This is a genomic window from Rhodoluna sp. (assembly GCF_049276775.1).
Taxonomy (GTDB): domain Bacteria; phylum Actinomycetota; class Actinomycetes; order Actinomycetales; family Microbacteriaceae; genus Rhodoluna.
Map to the genome: position 1 here is coordinate 1 of NZ_JBASXC010000073.1, position 21,209 is coordinate 21,209.

Consider the following 21,209-nt stretch of genomic DNA (forward strand, 5'->3'; position numbering starts at 1 on the left):
CATGATGCCTTGATCTCCGGCGCCCTGCGATTCAAACTTATCGGTGGAGCCAAGGTCACGAGCTTCGAGTCCCGAGTCAACACCTTGAGCGATATCTGGAGATTGCTGACCAATCGAGATTGAAACCCCACAGCTTTCACCATCGAAACCGATTTTGGATGAGTTGTAGCCGATACCCAAAACAGTCTCCCGGATTATGGTCGGAATCTCGACGTAACCAGAAGTGGATACTTCGCCTGCAACGTGAACAAGTCCCGTTGTAACCATGGTTTCAACCGCAACACGAGCGTTGGTATCTTCGGCGAGCATTGCATCAAGAATTGCATCCGATATCTGATCGCAGATTTTGTCTGGATGCCCCTCGGTGACGGATTCGGATGTGAATTGCCTCAATGCGCTCATAGTTTACTTACTTTACTAGCTACTACACCCATCACGGCGGAGGCTACACTTGCCTTGCTTCCCTGATGGGCACTAGTGGATTCGCGAGAAATGAGCAGCACACTGTTGTTGGTACTTCCAAAAACCGCACCATTCGAAACATCGTTGGCAACTATGAAATCGCACCCCTTCGACTCAAGCTTTGCTTTACCGAGGCCTTCCAGATTTCCTCCGGCTTCTGCAGCAAAACCGACGGTAAATACCCGGTTTGGATTTTTCCTATTCGCCTCGACAAACTCCTTCAGGAGGTCCGGATTTGCAGTGAGAGTAAGCGATAGTGTCTCTCCGATTTCGGAGCGCTTGATCTTATCGGAGGATGGGTGTTGGCTTGAAAAATCTGCTACCGCTGCGGCCATGACCAATATGTCTAGGTTCTGCACTTGCTCCATCAGAGCATCCCGAAGCTCGGATGTTGTCCTCACGTGCACCACGTCAAAACCCAACAGGCTCTCTTGTTCAATATTCGCCGCTATCACAGTTACCTCAGCGCCTAGATGTTTGGCCGCTTTTGCAAAGGCAATACCCTGCTTACCGGAAGAGTAGTTTCCAATAAAACGAACCGCGTCAATCGGCTCTCTTGTTCCGCCAGCGGTCACACAAACCTTGAATCCGGTAAGAGGACCGTTTAGGCGGCTAAGTGCAGCGTCGAAAATTTCCTCGGGCTCGGCCAGTCTGCCAATTCCAGTGTCCTCGCCCGTGAGTCGACCTATGCCGGGCGAAACAATTGAAAAGTTTCTGGCCTCAAGTGTTCTGATGTTTTGAACTGTGGAAGCGGCCTGCCACATTTCCGTATGCATTGCAGGGGCTAAAACAACCGGAGCAGTAGCTGCAAGCACTGTAGTGGTTAGTAGATCATCGGCTATACCGGCAGCCACCTTGGCGATGAAGGACGCTGTTGCAGGCGCCACAACAATTAGATCTGCGCTTTTTGCTATGGCAATGTGCTTTACCTGATCGACGTCGGTAAACAAGTCGGGGTCAACGATTGAAACTGGGTTTTTAGACAAGGCTTCGAGTGTTGCCCTGCCGATGAAATTAAAGGCGTTTTCGGTAGCGACTACTTGAACGCTGTGGCCAGCTTCGGAGAAAAGTCGAATCAGCGGTGCACTTTTATATGCCGCTATGCCACCGGTCACACCGACGACTAAATTGGCCACTTCTTGAAGCCGTTTAGTCTAGGTGACGCTTTGCCAGAAGACCCTGGTCAACTTCGTGCAGTGCAATGGTTAGAGGCTTTTCGTCGATTGTCACATCTACTAGCGGACCAACATTGCTGAACAGACTGCCCTCGTGCAGAGCCGAGTAGTAGTCATTGATCTGGCGTGCGCGCTTTGCGGCAAACATAACCAGTTCGTACTTGGAGTCAACGCGATCCATCAACTTGTCAATTGAGGGCGAAACAATTCCTTCGAGTTTTTCAGACATAATGACTTCCCTGAGATTAGGTGGATTTAGACAAGTCTACGACCTCTTGGGCACATCTGGCCACCTCATCGTTGATCACAACGAAATCAAACAGCTTCGCGGAATCAAGCTCAACCCGGGCGGTTTCAAGCCGAATCTCCTTATCCTTTTCGGACTCGGTTCCCCTTTTATCAAGACGATTCCTGAGCTCCTCAAAGCTCGGGGGCTCCACAAAGACCAAAATCGCCTCCGGAAAGGACTCCCTAACTTGAAACGCCCCCTGGATGTCAATCTCAAGCAAAACGTTTCTTCCCTGCGTCAGAAACTCCTCAACTGAGGCCCTCGGCGTGCCGTAGCGATGCTTTCCGTGAACGGTGGCCCACTCCAGCATCTGACCCTCCGCGACCCTGACGTCAAATTCCTTTTCCGTCACGAAGAAATAGGAAACTCCGTCAATCTCGCCCTCTCGCGGGCTTCTTGTGGTGGCCGACACTGAAAGATGGAAACCCTCGTAGTTTTCGATTATGAATTTGGCCAAGGTGCCCTTGCCAACGGCTGAGGGTCCAGAGATAACCATGAGCTGGCCCGCGGCAATCATTGCTGCACTCCCTGGATGAGTTGTTGCTTAGCTGAAGCGACTCGCTCCATTAGTCCAGAGCTTGATTGGCCAGCAACTGATCGGGACACACTGCAAATAAGGTTTTCAGTCAGATTTCCAAAAAGGGTTCTTGTTTCAGCGAGATTTACTCCCTGAGCCCCGAACCCCGGCATCAAAATGGGTGTGCTTGGAAACGAATCTGCACTCAAGTCAAAATCGCTAAGCGTAAGAGTTGCCCCCACCACGACACCAACGGAACCAAGCCCAGCTGCATTGAACGACGCAGCAAATGACGCCACTTCCGACGCGATTGAACCTCCGGCGGTTGCTGCCTGCTGGATGATAGCCGCCTCAGGATTCGATGTTGCCGAGAGCAAAAACACACCCTTACCACTATCGATTGCCGTTTCGACTGCAGGGCGCAGGCTCTCAAGACCAAGGAACGGGCTGACAGTCAGTGCGTCCGCCTGGAAAGCAGCCTCGGACGTGAGCCATGCTCTGGTGTAGCCGGCCATCGAAGATCCAATGTCACCGCGCTTTGCATCCGCTATGACTAGAAGCCCTGCGCCGCTAGCCCGCTCCAGAATCTCGGACAGAACTAGCAGTCCAGCCGCACCAAACTGCTCAAAAAAAGCAACCTGCGGCTTAACAATTCCCACCTGATTTACACAAGCCTCGATAATCTGCAGAGCAAATTCCTTCGCGCCCTTGGCGCTATCGGGGAGCCCCCAACTCAAAAGCTGTTCGGAGCTGGGGTCAATGCCTACACAAAGCTGCCCATTTTTGGAAAAAGCCTCACTTAGTCTCAGGCCAAAACTAGACACCGAGAGCCGCCTTGCGATCGGCCGCGTGCTCTTGAAGCGATCTGACATCAAATGGCCCGGCTATGACGGCCTCAAAAGAGCCGATCGCACTGCTCAGCTGAGCGAGAGTCGTAAAGATTGGTTTGTCCGCTGCTGTGGTGGCAGCTCTGATTTCGTAGCCATCCTTCCTGGCTGCCGATCCGGTTGGGGTGTTCACCACAACGTCAACCTCCCCCGCGGTAATGAGTTCAACAATGGTTGGGCCCTCGGTTTCAGACGAGCCCTCGCTGTGCTTGCGGACCGCTTTGGCTCTAATTCCGTGTCGCTGAAGAATTTGAGCGGTACCAGCAGTTGCGAGGATTTCGTAGCCGAGCTGGTCAAGACGGCGAACCGCAAGAAGCATCTGGGGCTTGTCGCGGTCTGCTACAGAAATAAATATGCGGCCGCTGGTTGGGAGTGAGCTGCCGGCGGCAGCTTGTGACTTGGCAAAAGCTTTGGGGAAATCTACGTCTATGCCCATTACTTCTCCGGTAGAACGCATTTCCGGACCGAGCAGCGAGTCGACATACCTACCGTCCGGAGTAGCAAAGCGCTTGAAAGGAAGAACCGCTTCTTTCACTGAGATCGGTGAATTAGGTGGAATGAACGTTCCGTCGAGCAAAGGAAGGTGCCCTTCACTCTTCAGCTCAGCAATTGATTTTCCGACCATTACAAGCGAGGCTGCCTTAGCAAGGGTTATGCCGAGTGCTTTGGACACAAACGGCACCGTTCGAGAAGCTCTCGGGTTAGCCTCAAGCACATAAAGCACATCGGCAGCCAGAGCGAACTGAACGTTCAACAAACCCCTGACTCCTACTCCCTTTGCAATCTTTTCAGTGGCCTCGCGAACTCGAGAAATCTGTGCCTCGCTCAAAGTGATTGGTGGAAGCGTGCAACTTGAGTCTCCCGAGTGAATTCCCGCTTCTTCGATGTGCTCCATGACTCCACCTACGTAAAGCTCGATACCGTCATAGAGAGCATCAACGTCAATCTCAATTGCATCATCTAGGAATCGATCAACTAGAAGGGGGTGATCAGCGCCCACAATCGCCTGGTCCTCAATGCGCCTGAAGTAGTCATCCATACCCTCTGGCTCGTAGACAATTTCCATTCCACGTCCACCAAGAACGTATGAAGGCCGCACCAAAACTGGGTATCCAATCCTCTCGGCGATAAGTTTTGCCTCAGATAAGGTCGTAGCAGTGCCGTTGGCGGGCGCTAACAGACCGGCTTTGTCAAGGATTCGAGAGAAGGAACCGCGTTCTTCGGCGAGGTCAATTGCATCCGGAGAGGTTCCAAGGATTGGAACCCCAGCTTGTTTTAGGCCCTGGGCTAAACCGAGTGCTGTCTGTCCGCCTAGCTGAACAACCACCCCAACAATCTCTCCTGATGCTGCCTCGGCGTGGATAACCTCAAGAACGTCCTCAAGAGTGAGCGGTTCAAAATAAAGACGGTCAGAGGTGTCGTAGTCGGTAGAAACTGTCTCGGGATTGCAGTTGATCATGATGGTTTCAAACCCGGCGTCTGAAAGCGCAAAGGATGCGTGTACGCAGGAGTAGTCAAACTCGACTCCCTGACCGATGCGGTTCGGTCCCGACCCCAAGATGATGACTTTTTTACGAGGCGAGGCGACCACTTCGGTTTCCTGCTCGTAAGTTGAATAGTGATACGGAGTCAAAGCTGGGAACTCACCAGCACAGGTGTCGACCGTTTTGTAAACCGGTCGCATTCCAAGCTTGTACCTCAGGTTTCTAACATCCGCCTCGGAGAGTCTTCTTAGCTCAGCAATTTGGTGGTCACTAAAACCGTGCATTTTTCCGAGCTTGATTAGCTCCGGCGTTAGATCTAGAGCTTCCCTAATTTGCTTGGCAATTTCGTTTATCAGGACAATTTGATCCAGGAACCATGGGTCGATTTTAGTGGCTTCAAATACCTGCGCACTGGTTGCACCCTTATAGAGGGCCTGCTGGATGTCAACAATTCTGCCGTCAGTTGGACGCTTTATTGACTCCAAGAGATCCTCAACGGGGGTGACGGTGTGGTTCCAATGGAAAGAGGATCCTCTCTTCTCAAGAGAACGAAGAGCCTTTTGAAGAGCCTGTGAGAAGGTCCTTCCAATTGCCATAGCTTCGCCAACCGACTTCATTGTCGTTGTCAGAGTTGGATCTGCTGCTGGAAACTTTTCAAAAGCGAATCTCGGAACTTTGACCACAATGTAGTCAAGCGTTGGCTCAAAACTAGCCGGCGTCACCTTGGTGATGTCGTTGGGAATTTCATCCAGGGTATAGCCAACTGCCAGCTTGGCCGCAATCTTTGCAATCGGAAAGCCGGTGGCCTTGGATGCCAGGGCAGAAGAACGACTTACTCGAGGGTTCATCTCAATCACGATTACACGACCGGACACTGGGTCAACAGCAAACTGAATGTTGCAGCCACCGGTATCAACTCCTACGTCGCGTACAATCTGAATTGAAATATCACGGAGGTTTTGATACTCACGGTCTGTCAGGGTAAGTGCTGGAGCGACGGTTATTGAATCGCCGGTGTGAACTCCAACCGGGTCAACGTTCTCAATCGAACAAACTACAACAGCATTGTCGTTCCGGTCCCGCATGAGCTCGAGCTCATACTCTTTCCACCCAGTTATTGATTCTTCAAGCAACACCTCGGTTGTAGGGCTGGCCTGAAGCCCGGCCCCAGCGATGCGTATCAACTCGTCCTCGTTGTGGGCAAAACCCGAGCCAAGGCCGCCCATCGTGAATGATGGTCTAACTACAAGCGGGTAACCAAGCTGTTTTGCGCCGGCAAGAATCTCGGCCATGTTCTTGGCGATTACCGATTTGGCAACGTCGGCTCCGGCATCAAGAACGAGTTGTTTAAATGACTGTCGATCCTCAGCAGCATTGATTGCGGCGATGTTTGCACCGATTAGTTCCACGTTGTACTTTTCCAGTACTCCAAGCTCATGAAGTCTTAGCGCAGCGTTGAGTGCTGTCTGACCGCCAAGGGTGGGCAAGATTGCGTCAGGTCTTTCCTTGGCAATAATCGCTTCAATTACCTGTGGGGTAATCGGCTCCACGTAAGTTGCATCAGCAAAGTCCGGATCAGTCATAATCGTCGCGGGATTTGAATTTACGAGAATCACTCGTATGCCTTCCTCGCGAAGGACTCGGCAAGCCTGCGTGCCCGAGTAGTCAAACTCGCAGGCCTGACCGATCACGATTGGGCCAGATCCAATCACTAAAACGCTTCTTATGTCCGGTCTTAGCGGCATTAGTTTGAACCCCCGCGCGAGGTAATCATGTCAACCAGGCGATCAAATAAATAACTCGAATCGTGTGGGCCGGCGGCGGCTTCGGGGTGATACTGCACCGAGAATGCAGGAATGTCTACGCACTCCAAGCCTTCAACACAATCATCGTTGAGATTTACGTGAGAAACTCGAACTTTTCCAAAACCAGCTGGAGAATTCACCAAGTCGCCGGTCTCGCCACCTGGCACGCGGACAGCAAACCCGTGATTGTGTGCCGTCACTTCCACTCGTCCGGTGGTGCGATCCAAAATCGGCTGATTGATGCCGCGGTGGCCAAAGGGAAGCTTGTAGGTGTCAAACCCTAGAGCTCTACCTAAAAGCTGATTTCCAAAGCAGATACCAAAAAATGGAATTCGGCGTTCCAGAATCTCCTTCAATAGCACAACTTGAGCAGCCGAAGCGCTGGGGTCCCCTGGCCCGTTTGAGAAGAACACAGCGTCGGGTTTTGCAGCCAAGACGGTATCGATACTTGCCGAGGCAGGAAGGACCGTCACAACCAAACCCCTGTTAATCATGTGGTCAATAGTCGAGCGCTTTATGCCAAGATCCAAGATTGCAACTCGGCCGACAAACTGTCCCATGTGCGGAACTTCGTATGAATCTGGGGTCGTTACGGTGGAGCTCAGTGATTGCCCCTTCATCTCTGGCGCCTCGCGGACAATCTCAATCAGCCGGTCTAAAGACTGCTCTCCTCTTGGTCCTGAAAAAATACCGGCTCGCATTGCACCGAGGGAGCGAATGTGACGCGTTAATGCACGGGTGTCTATACCGCTAATACCGACAACAAAATTCTCCTCCAGCTCATCGTCTAGAGATCTTTCCGCACGATAGTTAGAGACCATCCGGGACGGTTCCCGAACTACGTACCCAGAGACCCAAATTCGATTGGACTCTTGATCTCTGGTGTTAACACCGGTGATACCGATGTGGGGTGCGGTCTGAACAACAATCTGACCAGCGTAGGAAGGGTCGGTCAGGGTTTCCTGGTAGCCGGTCATGCCGGTGGCAAAAACTATCTCGCCGAGAGTCTGACCTTCTGCGCCATAGGCTGTACCTTCAAATACCTTGCCGTCTTCAAGAATAAGTTTTGCTTTTGACATAATTCAAACCACCAAATCTTTCAGCTTGGAAAGAGCTGAAGTGCGTTCAGAGGCCCCAACGAATCGCAGGTAGGTCTGAAGTTCGGTTCCTCCGAGGTTCCAGGCTATGGCTATCAGTCCATCGGTTTCTACCGCTCTATCTATAACCGTGCTTTCCTGCGAGATGCCGATCACATCTTTCGCCGGAATCAGAAAGCTATTTTCACCTCTCCTGTAAATTGCCACTCCATCGGGAGAAACCAGCACGGTCGCATTGCCGCGATGGGCAAGTCCGTGACCCAGTACACGATCCAAAGGACGTCCGGCGAAGACAGTAGCCACATACTGAGAAACCTCGCCAACCGTTGAAAATTCCAGCGATTGCGGAGCCTCAATTACCTCGTCATGCTTGCGCATCTTTCTAGTCCAGGACTGGTAAACGAGAAATCCTATAAACGCAAAAACAATGAGTGCGATTAGCCCAACCTGATATGTCTCCATTAGCGGGATTCCTTTTCTACTACAGTCTTGTCTCTAAAACTAAATTCTCCGCCATAAATCGTATGCACAATTGACCCTTTGAACTTCTGGCCTTGATAGGGGTTGTTCTCACTCATACTGTTGGTCTTTGCAGAGGCAGTGAATTCAAAGTTAGGGTCCACCACAGTCAAGTTCGCCGGTTTTCCAACCTCAAGATAGTTGCCCTGATCCAAGAGGCCACTTATGGAAGCGGGAGTTTTCGAAAGTACCTCCGCGAGTCTGTCAAAGTTCGACTTCCCTGAATCAATCAGGACCAGTTGCGAAATTGTGTATGCGGCCTCGAGGCCAACCATCCCGAAAGCGGCGCTCGCCCAATCGGTGTCCTTTGATTCCTTGGGGTGTGGGGCATGGTCGGTTGCAATGACATCGATGGTGCCGTCGATTAGGCCGGACCGAAGAGCCTCAACGTCGGTCTTTCTTCGAAGTGGTGGGTTGACCTTGAAAAGTGGGTCATAGCTGCCTGCCAGATCCTCGGTAAGCCAAAGGTGGTGAGGAGTGACTTCTGCGGTCACCTGGACGCCTCGAAGCTTTGCCTGACGAATCAACTCAACTGAACCAGCGGTAGAAACGTGGCACACGTGCAGCCTTGACTGGGTTAGTTCGGTGAGCATTAAGTCCCGCGCGATGATTGCCTCTTCGGCAACCCCAGGCCATCCGGCGAGTCCTAGTTTGGCCGAGAGTTCTCCCTCGTTCATTTGTGAGTTCACGGTAAGTCGTGGTTCTTGGGCGTGCTGAGCAATTACGCCACCGAACGCCTTGACGTACTCGAGCGCGCGTCGCATTAGAGCTGGATCGTGAACGCAGTTTCCGTCATCGCTGAAAATCCTCACCTTTGCCTTGGACTGAGCCATAGCCCCTAGCTCAGCCAACTGCTCACCCTTTAAGCCAACTGTGACAGCACCTATTGGTTGAACAAACACAAGCCCAGCATCTTGCCCGAGCCTTGCAACCTGCTCGACGACTCCTGCGGTGTCGGCAACCGGGAAAGTGTTTGCCATTGCGTGAATCGCTGTGAATCCTCCTGCTGCGGCCGAGCGAGAACCTGAGGCAACAGTTTCTGACTGCTCGAATCCCGGTTCGCGCAGATGTGTGTGCAGGTCAACAAAGCCTGGTAAAACGACAAGGCCGCTGCAGTCGATAACCTCGTGCTCCAGACCGTTTGTTACTGAATTGGAAATTAGCCCGTCCTCAATAACAACTTCTACCGGCTTGCCCTGGGTATCCAGAGCGCTTTTCAGAACATAGTTTTTAGTCATTTGTCTTATCCCCCGACAGAAGTGAGTAAAGCACGGCCATGCGAACTGACACACCGTTTTTGACTTGATCCAGAACTCTCGAAGTTTTGCTGTCCGCACTTGCTGCATCGATCTCGAGACCTCGGTTCATTGGTCCCGGGTGCATAATGATTGTCTTTGGACCAAGCGCTGAAAGTCTTGATTTGTTTAGACCCCAAACCCTCGCATACTCCCGCTCCGATGGGAAAAATGACGCAGACATTCTTTCCTGCTGGACCCTGAGCATCATCACCACATTTGGCTCTACAGTCTCAATTGCGGTATCCAAAAGATAGTGAACTCTATTCCCAGCAACTAAAGCGCTGGGGGCCAAAGTAGCCGGTCCACAGACATGAACCTCTGCACCGAGTGTTTCCAGCAAAATCAAATTCGAGCGAGCCACACGAGAGTGTGAAATATCACCGACAATCAGCACTCTGATTCCGGCGAGGTCCTTGCCCCTTACGTCATCCAAGAGGCTTTGCCTAATCGTCATTGCGTCCAACAACGCCTGAGTTGGGTGCTCGTGGGAGCCATCACCCGCGTTAATGATTGAGGATTCGACCCAGTCAGTGTGTGCAAGTCGAAATGCTGACCCGCTGGAACCATGCCTAAGGACTATTGCATCGGCCCCCATAGCTTCAAGAGTCTGCGCGGTGTCTTTTAGCGATTCCCCCTTGGAAACCGATGAGCCCTTCGCAGCGAAGTTAATGACATCGGCGGAGAGTCGCTTTGCGGCCAGCTCAAAAGATATACGGGTTCTGGTTGAATCCTCGAAGAAGAGATTCACCACGGTTTTTCCTCTGAGGGTTGGAAGCTTCTTAACCTCACGGTCGTTCACCTCCGCCATGTCCTCGGCAAGATCGAGCATGGCGACCGCCTGGTCATGACTAAATTCCGAAGCCGAGAGTAGATGTTTCACGATTCGATCACGACCTCGTCCACTCCATCGGATTCTGCCAGCTTCACGGAGATGTGCTCGACAGAGGATGTCGGGAGGTTTTTCCCAACAAAATCCGCTCGTATCGGTAGCTCCCTATGACCGCGATCAACCAGTACTGCGAGTCGAACCGAATGTGGTCTTCCGTGATCGTTTAGGGCATCGAGTGCTGCTCGGACCGTGCGCCCGCTATACAGAACATCATCAACCAAAACAACCGTTGCACCAGTGACTCCGCTAGTCGGGATAGAGGTGACTCCCGGTCCACGAGTCGGTTGCTGCGACAGATCATCGCGATACATAGTTACATCTAAAGACCCGACAATAATCTCGTGACCAGAGTGTTCCTTGATAATCGAGGCTATGCGCTCGGCTAGAAAGACTCCCCTAGTCGGGATGCCAAGAAGAACGAGATTTTCAGGACCGTGATTTAATTCAAGAATCTCATGAGAAATACGAGTAATTGCCCGAGAAAGATCATCGGCGCTCAAGACAGTGCGTTTTGGCAAAACGCCTACCTCCTTCTCCGCCTCACTGGACGGTCATTAAAGGATGTTGCTAAAAAGAGAATAGCACCTTAGGGCTATTTTGCAGCCTTTGTGTTTGAAATCGCAGAAAGAAGACCATTCACAAAAACCCCGGACTCCTCAGTCGAGTATTCCTTAGCCAAATTGACCGCCTCCGAAATGGCCACCTGATCAGGCACTTCCTCGTTGAACAGGATTTCCCAAACCGCAACCCGCAAGACCGCTCTATCGACGGCCGGCATGCGGTCAATCGACCACTTATGAGAAAAAGAAGCTATTCGCTCATCAATGTCGGAATGGAGCTCAGTAATCCCAACTACGATCTGCTTGGCGTAACCGACAATCTCCTGCTGGTTCTGTCGGTCTACTTGCCCTTCTGCTGTAGTTTCAAGAAGCGTAACTGGATTCTGCTTACGCATGTCGGCGGCGAAGATGGCATCGAGAGCCATCTTTCTGGATTTAGTTCTAGAGCTCAATTGCTAATCGGTCACTCGGCCGAGATACTCGCCGGTTCTGGTGTCAACTCGAACCTTGACGTTTTGCTCAATGAACAGAGGCACCTGTATCTGCAGCCCTGTTTCGACGGTAGCTGGTTTGGTACCACCGCTGGAACGGTCTCCCTGTAGGCCAGGCTCGGTGTAGGTGATTTCGAGAACGACGTTAGCCGGCAGCTCGACATAGATCGGGTTGCCCTCATATACGGCCACCACCGCAGCCTGGTTCTCGAGAAGGTAGTTCTTACCGTCTCCCACCACTTCTTCACTCAAAGTCATTTGTTCGTAATTCTGGTTGTCCATGAACACGTACCCTGAGCCGTCCCTGTATAGGTAGTTCATCTCGCGCTTATCGACGTTCGCCGTATCCACTTTTACGCCAGCGTTGAAAGTGCGCTCAACAACCTTTCCGCTCAGAACATTCTTTAGCTTGCTGCGAACAAAGGCCGGGCCCTTGCCAGGCTTGACGTGTTGGAATTCAATCACGGTCCATAACTGGCCGTCGATGTTTAGTACAAGTCCGTTTTTTAGGTCGTTTGAGGTTGCCATAGGTCGTGACTACTCTAATTTCTTACTTGGTGGATTGGGTTTACTTGATTCTAGCCGCTTAGCCGGCAAGCTGACGAAGAGCTAGCAGATAAGAATTGAATCCAAACCCTGCAATAACGCCAGTTGCCGCGTGAGAAATCACGCTTTTGTGACGAAACTCCTCACGCGCGTGCGGATTTGAAATGTGTACTTCTATTAGCTTGGCGCCGCTTGCGGTATGGGCCTTACATGCATCAGCTAACGCGTATGAGTAATGAGTAAAAGCTGCAGGGTTCAGCACCACATCAATGCCCTTAGCTGTGGCATCGTGAATTGCAGACATCAAGACAGACTCGGAGTCCGACTGCTGAACCGAGACGGAGATAGATAACTGCTCTGCCAGAGTCTCGAGCATTTGTGTTAGTGCAGTGAGGTTCATCTCGCCATAAATTTCGGGCTCCCTTGAGCCCAATTGGCCGAGGTTTGGTCCGTTTAGAACAAGTACAGATTTCATAATGGTCAGCCTACTTCGCTATCTCCTGATAAGCAGCGAACAAGATCTCTTCAGTCGGGGCGTGCATGATGGTCGGTTTCCCAATATCATCCAAGACCACGAATCTTAGGTTCCCACCCCTGGATTTCTTGTCAATCTGCATGTTGGCAAGCAACTGAGGCCATTTCTCGGCCGGGTAGTTTGTTGGAAGGCCAAGCTTGGTGAATAGCTCCCTGTGTCTTTGGACCGCCTCAATCGAGAGCCGTCCATTTAGGTGGGCCAGCTCCGCCACAAAAATCATCCCGATTGATATTGCTGCCCCGTGTCGCCACTTGTAGCGCTCTGCAAGCTCAATGGCGTGCCCAAGGGTGTGCCCGTAGTTAAGAATTTCCCGAAGACCAGATTCCCTAAAGTCCGAAGCCACAACATCTGCTTTCACCTGAACGCTTCGACGAACAAGCTCAACAAACTCATCGGTACTCGGATCAACCGCCTTCTCGAAATCTGACTCAATGATTGTAAGTATTTCAGGATCACTTATGAACCCACACTTCACGACCTCGGCAAAACCGGCCAAAACCTCATTTTTAGGAAGGGTGGCTAAAGTCTCCAAATCAATCACAACTGCCGAGGGTGAATGGAATACGCCCACTAGGTTTTTGCCTTCGCTGGTGTTTACCCCTGTCTTGCCACCAACGGCTGCGTCCACCATCGCGAGCAAAGTGGTTGGAATCTGGACGATTCCAACGCCCCTTAGCCAAGTTGCTGCGACGAAGCCCGCAAGGTCGGTTATGGTGCCACCGCCAAAGCCAATGACCATGTCAGTTCGGGAAAACTCTGCCTTGCCCAAAACCCCCCAGCAAAATGCGGCTACCTCAATCCGCTTGGCTTCCTCATTGTCAGGAACACCGGCAAGGAGCACCTCAAAGCCCTGGGTGATCAAAAAATCTCTGAGTTGTTCGGCGGATACGGCAAGTCCAACTGGATGCACGACAAGAACTTTCTTCGCGCCCTGAATGAATTGAGGAACATCCTCCAGGAGGTTTCTGCCTATGACAACCGGGTAAGGTTTTTCAGCCCCGACGGTAATTCTTGTGATCTCAGCCACGGGCGTTCACCAACTCAACAATCTCTGCCACGATTACGGCCAGTGGCTTGCTACTGGTTTCCACTTCAAAGTTTGAAACCTCAAGGTAGTACGGCTTACGCTCTTCGTAGATTCTCTTCCAATCAGCCATGCCGTTTTTCAGCAGCGGCCGCCTTCCTGTTAAAAGCCTGGAGGCCATGTGACGGCCGTTCGAAGAAAGGTAAATCACGAAGCTATCCTTTAACACTTTCCGGTTGGCGGGCTGGGTCACTACGCCTCCCCCGGTTGCAACAACCCCACCGGAGCTCAGTGCCATAGCAAGATGGGTGGATTCGAGCTCCCGGAAATGCTGTTCGCCAAACTTGTCAAAGATTTTGCTGATTGACCCGTGCTCTTTGACAATTTCCTTATCGGTATCAATGAACACGCGATCAAGCTGCTTGGCTAGTTTTTTACCGATCGTAGTTTTTCCAACACCCATGGGGCCAACCAGTACCACCGATTCCGCCATTAGCTATCGAAGGACTTTAGAACTTCAGGAACACTCTTCAAGAAAGAGTCAAGGTTACGCTTAGTTTCCGCAACTGAGTCCCCGCCAAACTTCTCCAGAACCGCATTCGCCAATACAAGAGCAACCATAGCTTCGGCAACAATCCCCGCAGCTGGCACGGCGCAAACATCCGATCTTTGGTGGTGGGCCTTAGAGGCCTCACCGCTTGCAACGTCAATGGTAGCCAGTGCCTTTGGCACCGTCGAAATTGGTTTCATGCCGGTACGAACTCTAAGCACTTCACCGGTAGACATTCCACCCTCGATACCACCGGCACGGCCGGTGGATCTTCTAACCAGCCCATTAGCATCGCGCTCGATTTCATCGTGTGCGACCGAACCGCGTCTGCGAGTGGTTTCAAATCCGTCGCCAACCTCAACACCCTTGATTGCTTGGATACCCATCAGGGCAGCCGCTAGCTGCGAATCTAGGCGACGATCCCATTGCACGTAAGACCCAAGACCCGGCGGCAGTCCATAAGCCAGTGTCTCCACCACTCCACCCAAGGTGTCACCGGCTTTATGGGCATCGTCGATTTCCTGAACCATTAGTTCAGAAACCGACCTAGAAAAGCAGCGAACCGGATCTTCATCCAGTGCAGCCACATCACTGTGTGTTGGAAGTTCATGGTCTGTGTATGCAACTGGGCCGATCGAGACGGTGTGGGTCACCAGTTGAATTCCTAGGGCGGATAAGAATTTTGCAGCAACCTCACCCAGAGCAACCCGAGCCGCGGTTTCCCTCGCGCTAGCGCGCTCTAGCACCGGCCTGGCATCCAAAAAGCCATACTTTTGCATTCCAGTGAAATCGGCGTGTCCGGGACGCGGTCTGGTCAGTGCTTCAGCGCGGGCACCGGTAAGTTCGGAGGCATCGACAGGGTCGGCGGACATGATCTGTTCCCACTTGGGCCACTCGGTGTTTTGTATTGTTATGGCAACTGGTCCGCCTTGAGTTAGACCGTGCCTTACTCCACCGCTGAGGCTAACCTCATCCTGCTCGAACTTCATCCTGGCACCGCGGCCAAAGCCTAGACGTCTTCTGGCAAGAGCTGCCTGAACATCAGCTGTTGTTAGTGACACCCCGGCTGGCATCCCTTCGACAATCGCGACCAACTCAGGTCCATGGGATTCCCCCGCAGTTAGCCAGCGCAACATGTTTTCAATTCTCTCACAGTCAAGTACCAAGCAGGCGCTAATTGTTTGAAAGCGCCTGCTTCATAACTTCATACACGGCCGGCCTATCAAGCTCAATGTCTTTACCAACGCTGGCGGCGAATTGAGCCACTTGCTCAATAGCTTGCCAAATCAGCATCTCAAGGCCAGAAATTACTCGCTTACTCCCCCAAGAAGTCGCGGGCAAGCTGGGCCAGGGGTTATAGCTAGCGTCAAAGAGCCAACCGTTTCTGGCAGCTTGGGCTCTGGAAACCTCGGACCAGGTATCAACAAAAGACCCGGCTGGCACAAGGGATAAAACGAGATCTGAATTGATAATTGCTTCGGACGACACCGCTGAACCCGAGACTTCGAGACCAAGCGAGAGTCCGAACTCGACGCTTCTATTTATAGCCATATCATCTCTTGCCATCACCTTGACCTGGGAGTCCGGAAAGAGCTCCGCTAGCGCTGTGAGGGCGGAGCCGGTTGTTGCCCCCGCTCCAAGAATTACCGTGCTGGAAGGTCGTGAAATGGTTTTCAGAGCTTGGGTTAAGCCGTAGATGTCTGTATTCGAGGCATGCCAACCGCCCGCAGTCCTGGTCAGGGTATTTACTGCGCCAGTTAGGGTGGCTTGCTCGGATTGCGAAACAGCCAAGCCAAAGGCCTCGGGCTTCAATGGCATGGTGACCGATAAGCCCTGAAAATCGGAGCCTTCGAGAAAAGCGGCCAGTTTGCCTTGCCTAACCTCTTGCGCCTCGTAGGAAAAGTCGAGCTCCAGATACTTATATGCGGCGCGGTGAAGAACCGGGGATAGCGAATGGGCAATCGGCGACCCAACCACACAGAACTTACTCGTCATACCAGTTCGGATTCTCTCGCTCCCAAGCACGCAAAAACACAACCCAAGACTCATGTTCAGCCAAAGTTCTTGAGAACTTGGTTTCACCACTTGCAAGATTGATGGTCACAAAAAACAGCCAGTCCCCCGGGACCGGATTCAGGGTTGCATCGATTGCCAAAGATCCCGGTGAGGCAATCGGTCCAGGAGGCAGCCCAGGCAAAAGATACGTGTTGTATCCGTGTTCAATCTGCTCTTCACGACTAACCTCCGACATGTCCTTACCGCTGAAGCTGTAAGTGATGGTTGGATCGGTTTCAAGGCGCATGTCGATAGCAAGCCGGTTGGTGAATACCCTAGCGACCTTGTAAAAATCAGCCTCTAGCTTGGCCTCGCGTTGAACGATCGAAGCGAGAGTTAATATCTCGTGCCATTGCCTCTGAGGAATTCCGAGATCAGAAAACTCTTGTTGCATGCGTGCAACCATCGTTTCAATGATGCTCTCGGCCGTGGCTTCCTTATCGAAGCTGTAGGTTGCGGGAAATAGATACCCCTCAATTGTTGGCGCTTCCTCCGGGATGCCAAGACCCCGCAAGTTCTCGGCTGCTTTTCTAAACTCCGATTCTGGAATTCCGGAGACCTTGGCAAGTTCTTCGAAAATTTGAATCGCTCGGAAGCCTTCTGGAATTGTGACCCGATAGGTCATCGCGTTGGCTGGATTGGACAAAACTTCCAACGCACTCGCGTTACTCATCTGGAGCCTGAGCATGAAGCTGCCTGGGTAAAACACTGCGTTTTGCTCAATCAGATAACGATAAAAACTGTCGAAGTCCCTGATAACGCCGGCCTCTAAAAGCTTCTCCGAAATCGACAATCCCTCTTCGCCAGCTTCAATTCGAATAACTACTTCACCAGCTCCGGGACCTTCAAAATCAAGTGAAGTAAGTCTAAGATACTGATCCCTTATGGCGTCATAATTCAATGCGACAAAACTGGTCCCTATGAGACCAAAACTCAAAACAAAAACTGAGATTGTGACAAATAGGCGCCTTTTTCGACGCTCGGACCTTCTAGTCATCAACATCGCCCACTAGTACTCCTGGAGCATTACCGGTTAGGCGTTCAGTCGCGAGTGCGTGCTCAAGTATTTCAACTGCGCTGGCGCTATCGATAAGGGTCTTGGCCTCGCGGGAATCTTTACCGGACTGACGCAACTTCATTTGAGCACTCACGGTTGTAAGTCTCTCATCTACCAAGCGGACCGGAACCGTAATGACAGCTGCGATTTCCAAGGCGAGCTTCCTGGCATCTGATGTTGAGCTGGTGATTTTTCCCGACATAGAAATCGGATCCCCAACTAGCACTTCAATGACCTCAAGCTTCTCTGCCAAATTTTTGATGTCGACCGCTACATCGTCATCACTGGATGATCTTCCCAGGGCAGGAAGTGGGCTAGCCAGGATTCCGTCGGCATCGCAGCTGGCTAATCCAATACGAACCGAACCAACATCGATTCCTAATCGCTTGCCTTTTCTCATCTAGCCGCTGATTGATCTTTCGACGGCAGCGAATGCCTTATCCAACGAAGCCACTTCCGGCCCGCCACCCTGGGCAATGTCGTCTTTTCCGCCACCGCCGCCACCCAATATCTCTGAGGCTTCCTTTACAAGCTTGCCGGCGCCGATACCGGAATCGCGAGCTGCTTTGGTGGTTGCGACCAAGAAGATAACCTTGCCGGCGGAAGACCCCGCTACCGCCACCACGGCGGCTGCTGGTTCCAGCTTCTCGCGAAGAGCCACCGTGAGCTCGCGCACTTGCTCCGCCGAGTCCACTTCCCCAATACTTTCAGCAACAAGTTTGGTGGAGCCAACCAGCTTTGCAGTTTCAACAAATTGCGGAATTCGAGCTTTTAGCTCGTTCATCGCAAGAGACGCAAGTTTCTTTTGTGCGCTACGAAGCTCATCAATTGTTGCAGTGACCTTCTCTATTAGCTGCTCGCGAGGAACCTTAAGCGATTCGGTAAGGACCGAAACTAACGCTCTCTCGGCCGCTAAAAATTGAAACGCCTCGAAGCCCACGTATGCTTCAAGTCTTCTGGAACCAGAACCAACCGAGGACTCACCGATTAGAGAAACAAGCCCAACCTGGGAGCTTCTAGACACATGCGTTCCACCGCATAGTTCCCTGGACCAGGGGCCGCCGATTTGAACAACTCGAACGCTCTCGTCGTAAGTCTCACCGAAAAGTGCAACGGCACCGAAGTCCTTTGCTTCCTGCACGGTCATAAACTGAGCGCTCACTGCAAGATCCGCCCTAATGGCTAGGTTCGTAACCTCTTCAATTTCAGTCTTCGTAGCTTGCGCTAGTGCCTCACTCCAAGAAAAATCAAGACGCATGTAGCCCGGCTTGTTATAGGAACCGGACTGGAGAGCCTGCGGTCCAAGAACCTGACGAAGGGCTGCGTGCACAACGTGAGTTGCCGAGTGGGCCTGCGCGGCACCGAGTCGCCAGTCGGGTGATACTTCGGTGGTAACTTTATCCCCGATACCTACTGCGCCTTGTTTAACAACAACGGAGTGGCTAACCAGGCCCTTCACTGGTTTTTGAACATCCAAAACTTCCAAAACAACGCCGTTGGCAACAATCAGACCCGAATCACTGTCCTGACCACCGGACTCGGCGTAAAAACTGGTCTCATCCAAAATCACTTCAGCACTTTCGCCAGTGACCAGGGACTCTACAACTTCACCGTCTCGAATCAGGCCGACAACCTTTGCGCTGGAGATTAACTCTTGGTATCCGGTGAACTTGGTTGTTCCTAGCGAACGAAACTCTCCGTAGACCGAGAGGTCGGCATTGGTGGAGCGCTTCTGCTTGGCGTCATCCTTTGCACGCTGACGCTGTATGTTCATCAAAGAGGTGAACTTGTCTCGATCGATGTCTAACCCGGCCTCCTGAGCAATTTCAAAAGTCAGATCGACTGGAAAGCCGTAGGTGTCATGAAGCAAAAACACGCTGTCGCCGGTAAGGCTCTTAGCCTTAGACCCTTTAGCCTTGGTGATCTCTTCATCAAGCACCAACAGTCCCGAGTTCAAGGTTCGAAGGAAGGCCTCTTCTTCGTTGACGGCGGTTCTTGAGATTCTTTCAAAGTCGGTTTCAAGCTCTGGATAGCTTTCCTTCATGGCGTCCTTGGATGCCGTGAACAGCTTTTTGAAGACCGGAGCCTCAACACCTAGCAAGCGCATCGCTCTAACGACCCGGCGAAGCAATCGCCGCAGGACGTATCCCCTTCCGTCATTGGCTGGGGTCACACCATCGCCGATTAGCATTAGGGCCGAACGTACGTGATCGGCGACTACGCGAAGTCTGATGTCGTCATTTTCGTCATCGCCGTAATTTTTACCGGAAAGCTTGGCGGCTAGATCAAGAACCGGCCTGACCTCGTCAATCTCGTAGAGGTTGTCAACTTCCTGAAGCAAAAACGCAACGCGCTCAAGTCCCATACCGGTGTCGATATTCTTTGAAGGAAGCTCGCCAAGAATTTCAAAACTGTCTTTGCCGGTGCCAGCGCCACGTTCGAACTGCATGAACACCAGGTTCCAGATTTCTATGTAGCGATCTTCGTCCGCTTCCGGTCCGCCCTCCACTCCATATTCGGGGCCACGGTCAAAATATATTTCCGAACATGGTCCCGCTGGCCCGGGCTGACCGGTGGACCAGTAGTTGTCTTTCATGCCACGCTTTTGAATTCTTGCCATTGGAATCTTGGCAACTTCTTGCCAGATCTTTATCGACTCGTCGTCGTCCTGGTATACGGTCACCCATAGACGCTCCGGATCTATGCCGAGTCCCCCCGCTTCTGTGCTAGAGGTAAGAAATTCCCAGGCATAGGAAATCGCATCGTTCTTGAAGTAGTCACCAAAGGAGAAGTTTCCATTCATCTGGAAAAATGTGCCGTGCCGAGTAGTTTTTCCAACCTCTTCTATATCTAGGGTTCTCACACACTTTTGTACGCTAGTCGCGCGTTTATAAGGAGCCGGCACCAACCCAGTCATGTACGGGATAAATGGCACCATGCCGGCAACCGTGAACATCAGAGTTGGGTCCTCAGATATCAGGGATGCCGAAGGAACAATCTCATGATCTTTGCTGGCGAAAAATTTCAGCCAGCGCCGACGAATCTCGGCGGTCTTCAATTTGAACCCTTACTTGCCAGCAGGCTTGGACTTTGGTCCGGTCTTCTTTACCGCTGCAGGCTTCCGCTTTGGCCTTGGCTTGGCAATCTCAGCCTCGCGCTCTTCAAAGCCCTCAAGAACTGCGTCTCTAAATTCCGAAACGGACGCCTTAGCATCCTCGTAGGCCTTACGCGCGGCAGGGTTTTCTTCAATCTGTCTTGCAGCAACGGCTCCGAGTGCGATACCGGCCATAAACCAAACAAGTTTCTTCATGCGACTACCTCTTCTTTTTCTTTCCTAGCAAGTTGCTTAGCAATCCACCAAGGCCTGCCAGTTTAGAAAGCGGCCCGCCCATGGCGGATGTGAAAACAGCGACCATAGAAGAAAGGTTCGTGGTCACCGCAGAAACATCCGTAGTTATCGAGTCGATTTTCTTTAGCTGGCGATTGGTTTCTTCAAGGGTTACGGTAAGTTCGGCCACCATCGGTGTCAGCTCTTCGGTCATTGACATCAATGAGTCTGCGCTTTTGTCGATTAGCTTTCCGAGCTTCAAAATTGGTACGGCCAGGAAAAGCACCAGGACCACGAATCCACCGGCAGCGATTAAGCTTGCAATCTCAGATCCAGACATGGCGCCCTCCCTAACTAATTAGAAACTATCTTGCTGCGTAGTACTCAACTACGAGCTGAACTTCACAGGTGACTGGAACCTCTGCTCGTAGTGGTCGACGCTCTAGTGTTGCGTGAAGCTTCTCGATTTCAACACTTAGGTACCCAGGTACCGGCGGAAGAACATCAACGTGCCCTCCAGCAGCTGCGACCTGGAAAGGCTCTGTCTTTTCGCTCTTCTCGTGCACGTGCACAAGCTGTCCTGGCTTGACACGGAAAGACGGGCGGTCAACTCTTTGGCCATCGACCAAGATGTGGCGGTG

At 52.0% G+C, this 21,209-nt stretch carries 24 protein-coding genes; all 24 read right to left on the reverse strand.

The window, feature by feature from the left end:
- A partial coding sequence (locus WAO31_RS04690) for an S-adenosylmethionine synthetase N-terminal domain-containing protein (RefSeq protein ID WP_509590850.1) occupies window positions 1-402 on the reverse strand: 402 nt, incomplete at its 3' end.
- Window positions 399-1,598, reverse strand: a complete 1,200-nt coding sequence (gene coaBC / locus WAO31_RS04695) for a bifunctional phosphopantothenoylcysteine decarboxylase/phosphopantothenate--cysteine ligase CoaBC (protein ID WP_509590853.1) — start codon at window positions 1,596-1,598, stop codon at window positions 399-401. The genes WAO31_RS04690 and coaBC, both read right to left, overlap by 4 nt.
- Before the next feature lie 13 nt (window positions 1,599-1,611).
- Complete coding sequence (gene rpoZ / locus WAO31_RS04700; protein ID WP_509590856.1) at window positions 1,612-1,866, reverse strand: DNA-directed RNA polymerase subunit omega; 255 nt, start codon at window positions 1,864-1,866, stop codon at window positions 1,612-1,614.
- A gap of 16 nt (window positions 1,867-1,882) precedes the next feature.
- Window positions 1,883-2,443 carry a guanylate kinase gene (gmk, locus tag WAO31_RS04705; RefSeq protein WP_509590859.1) on the reverse strand — a complete coding sequence of 187 codons (561 nt, stop codon included), beginning with the start codon at window positions 2,441-2,443 and terminating at the stop codon, window positions 1,883-1,885.
- Entirely contained in the window at window positions 2,440-3,267 is an 828-nt protein-coding gene (gene pyrF / locus WAO31_RS04710) for an orotidine-5'-phosphate decarboxylase (protein WP_509590862.1), read from the reverse strand. Before pyrF ends, gmk begins: the two co-directional genes overlap by 4 nt.
- A complete protein-coding gene (carB, locus tag WAO31_RS04715) occupies window positions 3,260-6,559 on the reverse strand; it encodes a carbamoyl-phosphate synthase large subunit (RefSeq protein ID WP_509590865.1) in 3,300 nt (1,099 codons plus the stop codon). Before carB ends, pyrF begins: the two co-directional genes overlap by 8 nt.
- Window positions 6,559-7,698 carry a glutamine-hydrolyzing carbamoyl-phosphate synthase small subunit gene (gene carA, locus WAO31_RS04720; RefSeq protein WP_509590868.1) on the reverse strand — a complete coding sequence of 380 codons (1,140 nt, stop codon included), beginning with the start codon at window positions 7,696-7,698 and terminating at the stop codon, window positions 6,559-6,561. Before carA ends, carB begins: the two co-directional genes overlap by 1 nt.
- Before the next feature lie 3 nt (window positions 7,699-7,701).
- Window positions 7,702-8,178: a PH-like domain-containing protein gene (locus tag WAO31_RS04725; RefSeq protein WP_509590871.1), complete on the reverse strand. Its 477-nt coding sequence runs from the start codon at window positions 8,176-8,178 to the stop codon at window positions 7,702-7,704.
- The gene (locus WAO31_RS04730) at window positions 8,178-9,473 is read right to left on the reverse strand and encodes a dihydroorotase (RefSeq protein ID WP_509590873.1); all 1,296 of its coding nucleotides are present in this window, start codon (window positions 9,471-9,473) and stop codon (window positions 8,178-8,180) included. The genes WAO31_RS04725 and WAO31_RS04730 overlap by 1 nt, the downstream gene beginning before the upstream one ends.
- Window positions 9,466-10,413, reverse strand: coding sequence for an aspartate carbamoyltransferase catalytic subunit (locus WAO31_RS04735; RefSeq protein WP_509590876.1), 948 nt, complete (start codon window positions 10,411-10,413; stop codon window positions 9,466-9,468). Before WAO31_RS04735 ends, WAO31_RS04730 begins: the two co-directional genes overlap by 8 nt.
- Entirely contained in the window at window positions 10,410-10,940 is a 531-nt protein-coding gene (gene pyrR / locus WAO31_RS04740; RefSeq protein WP_509590879.1) for a bifunctional pyr operon transcriptional regulator/uracil phosphoribosyltransferase PyrR, read from the reverse strand. Before pyrR ends, WAO31_RS04735 begins: the two co-directional genes overlap by 4 nt.
- A 74-nt stretch (window positions 10,941-11,014) precedes the next feature.
- Window positions 11,015-11,434 carry a transcription antitermination factor NusB gene (gene nusB / locus WAO31_RS04745; RefSeq protein ID WP_509590882.1) on the reverse strand — a complete coding sequence of 140 codons (420 nt, stop codon included), beginning with the start codon at window positions 11,432-11,434 and terminating at the stop codon, window positions 11,015-11,017.
- Window positions 11,435-11,437: 3 nt separating this feature from the next.
- On the reverse strand, window positions 11,438-12,001 hold the full coding sequence (gene efp, locus WAO31_RS04750; protein ID WP_509590885.1) for an elongation factor P: 564 nt from the start codon (window positions 11,999-12,001) through the stop codon (window positions 11,438-11,440).
- Window positions 12,002-12,059: 58 nt separating this feature from the next.
- Complete coding sequence (locus WAO31_RS04755; protein ID WP_509590888.1) at window positions 12,060-12,494, reverse strand: type II 3-dehydroquinate dehydratase; 435 nt, start codon at window positions 12,492-12,494, stop codon at window positions 12,060-12,062.
- Between the two features lie 10 nt (window positions 12,495-12,504).
- On the reverse strand, window positions 12,505-13,581 hold the full coding sequence (aroB, locus tag WAO31_RS04760) for a 3-dehydroquinate synthase (protein WP_509590890.1): 1,077 nt from the start codon (window positions 13,579-13,581) through the stop codon (window positions 12,505-12,507).
- Complete coding sequence (locus tag WAO31_RS04765; protein WP_509590893.1) at window positions 13,574-14,071, reverse strand: shikimate kinase; 498 nt, start codon at window positions 14,069-14,071, stop codon at window positions 13,574-13,576. The genes aroB and WAO31_RS04765 overlap by 8 nt, the downstream gene beginning before the upstream one ends.
- Entirely contained in the window at window positions 14,071-15,264 is a 1,194-nt protein-coding gene (gene aroC / locus WAO31_RS04770; protein ID WP_509590895.1) for a chorismate synthase, read from the reverse strand. Before aroC ends, WAO31_RS04765 begins: the two co-directional genes overlap by 1 nt.
- Before the next feature lie 37 nt (window positions 15,265-15,301).
- Window positions 15,302-16,123: a shikimate dehydrogenase family protein gene (locus tag WAO31_RS04775; RefSeq protein WP_509590898.1), complete on the reverse strand. Its 822-nt coding sequence runs from the start codon at window positions 16,121-16,123 to the stop codon at window positions 15,302-15,304.
- Window positions 16,113-17,180: an endolytic transglycosylase MltG gene (mltG, locus tag WAO31_RS04780; protein ID WP_509590901.1), complete on the reverse strand. Its 1,068-nt coding sequence runs from the start codon at window positions 17,178-17,180 to the stop codon at window positions 16,113-16,115. Before mltG ends, WAO31_RS04775 begins: the two co-directional genes overlap by 11 nt.
- Complete coding sequence (gene ruvX / locus WAO31_RS04785; protein ID WP_509590904.1) at window positions 17,173-17,640, reverse strand: Holliday junction resolvase RuvX; 468 nt, start codon at window positions 17,638-17,640, stop codon at window positions 17,173-17,175. The genes mltG and ruvX overlap by 8 nt, the downstream gene beginning before the upstream one ends.
- Window positions 17,641-20,298, reverse strand: coding sequence for an alanine--tRNA ligase (gene alaS / locus WAO31_RS04790; RefSeq protein ID WP_509590907.1), 2,658 nt, complete (start codon window positions 20,296-20,298; stop codon window positions 17,641-17,643).
- Between the two features lie 9 nt (window positions 20,299-20,307).
- On the reverse strand, window positions 20,308-20,550 hold the full coding sequence (locus WAO31_RS04795; RefSeq protein ID WP_509590910.1) for a hypothetical protein: 243 nt from the start codon (window positions 20,548-20,550) through the stop codon (window positions 20,308-20,310).
- 4 nt (window positions 20,551-20,554) lie between these two features.
- On the reverse strand, window positions 20,555-20,908 hold the full coding sequence (locus WAO31_RS04800) for a DUF948 domain-containing protein (RefSeq protein WP_509590913.1): 354 nt from the start codon (window positions 20,906-20,908) through the stop codon (window positions 20,555-20,557).
- Window positions 20,909-20,933: 25 nt separating this feature from the next.
- Window positions 20,934-21,209 (reverse strand): S4 domain-containing protein (locus WAO31_RS04805; protein ID WP_509590915.1); only part of this gene is annotated, 276 nt, incomplete at its 5' end.

What these genes read in the sequence shown, in the direction of transcription:
- rpoZ (WP_509590856.1), bottom strand. Translation starts at nt 1,866, where the DNA reads ATGTCTGAAAAACTCGAAGGAATTGTTTCGCCCTCAATTGACAAGTTG.
- gmk (WP_509590859.1), bottom strand. Translation starts at nt 2,443, where the DNA reads ATGATTGCCGCGGGCCAGCTCATGGTTATCTCTGGACCCTCAGCCGTT.
- carB (WP_509590865.1), bottom strand. Translation starts at nt 6,559, where the DNA reads ATGCCGCTAAGACCGGACATAAGAAGCGTTTTAGTGATTGGATCTGGC.
- carA (WP_509590868.1), bottom strand. Translation starts at nt 7,698, where the DNA reads ATGTCAAAAGCAAAACTTATTCTTGAAGACGGCAAGGTATTTGAAGGT.
- WAO31_RS04725 (WP_509590871.1), bottom strand. Translation starts at nt 8,178, where the DNA reads ATGGAGACATATCAGGTTGGGCTAATCGCACTCATTGTTTTTGCGTTT.
- WAO31_RS04730 (WP_509590873.1), bottom strand. Translation starts at nt 9,473, where the DNA reads ATGACTAAAAACTATGTTCTGAAAAGCGCTCTGGATACCCAGGGCAAG.
- efp (WP_509590885.1), bottom strand. Translation starts at nt 12,001, where the DNA reads ATGGCAACCTCAAACGACCTAAAAAACGGACTTGTACTAAACATCGAC.
- WAO31_RS04755 (WP_509590888.1), bottom strand. Translation starts at nt 12,494, where the DNA reads ATGAAATCTGTACTTGTTCTAAACGGACCAAACCTCGGCCAATTGGGC.
- WAO31_RS04765 (WP_509590893.1), bottom strand. Translation starts at nt 14,071, where the DNA reads ATGGCGGAATCGGTGGTACTGGTTGGCCCCATGGGTGTTGGAAAAACT.
- aroC (WP_509590895.1), bottom strand. Translation starts at nt 15,264, where the DNA reads ATGTTGCGCTGGCTAACTGCGGGGGAATCCCATGGACCTGAGTTGGTC.
- WAO31_RS04775 (WP_509590898.1), bottom strand. Translation starts at nt 16,123, where the DNA reads ATGACGAGTAAGTTCTGTGTGGTTGGGTCGCCGATTGCCCATTCGCTA.
- mltG (WP_509590901.1), bottom strand. Translation starts at nt 17,180, where the DNA reads ATGACTAGAAGGTCCGAGCGTCGAAAAAGGCGCCTATTTGTCACAATC.
- ruvX (WP_509590904.1), bottom strand. Translation starts at nt 17,640, where the DNA reads ATGAGAAAAGGCAAGCGATTAGGAATCGATGTTGGTTCGGTTCGTATT.
- WAO31_RS04795 (WP_509590910.1), bottom strand. Translation starts at nt 20,550, where the DNA reads ATGAAGAAACTTGTTTGGTTTATGGCCGGTATCGCACTCGGAGCCGTT.
- WAO31_RS04800 (WP_509590913.1), bottom strand. Translation starts at nt 20,908, where the DNA reads ATGTCTGGATCTGAGATTGCAAGCTTAATCGCTGCCGGTGGATTCGTG.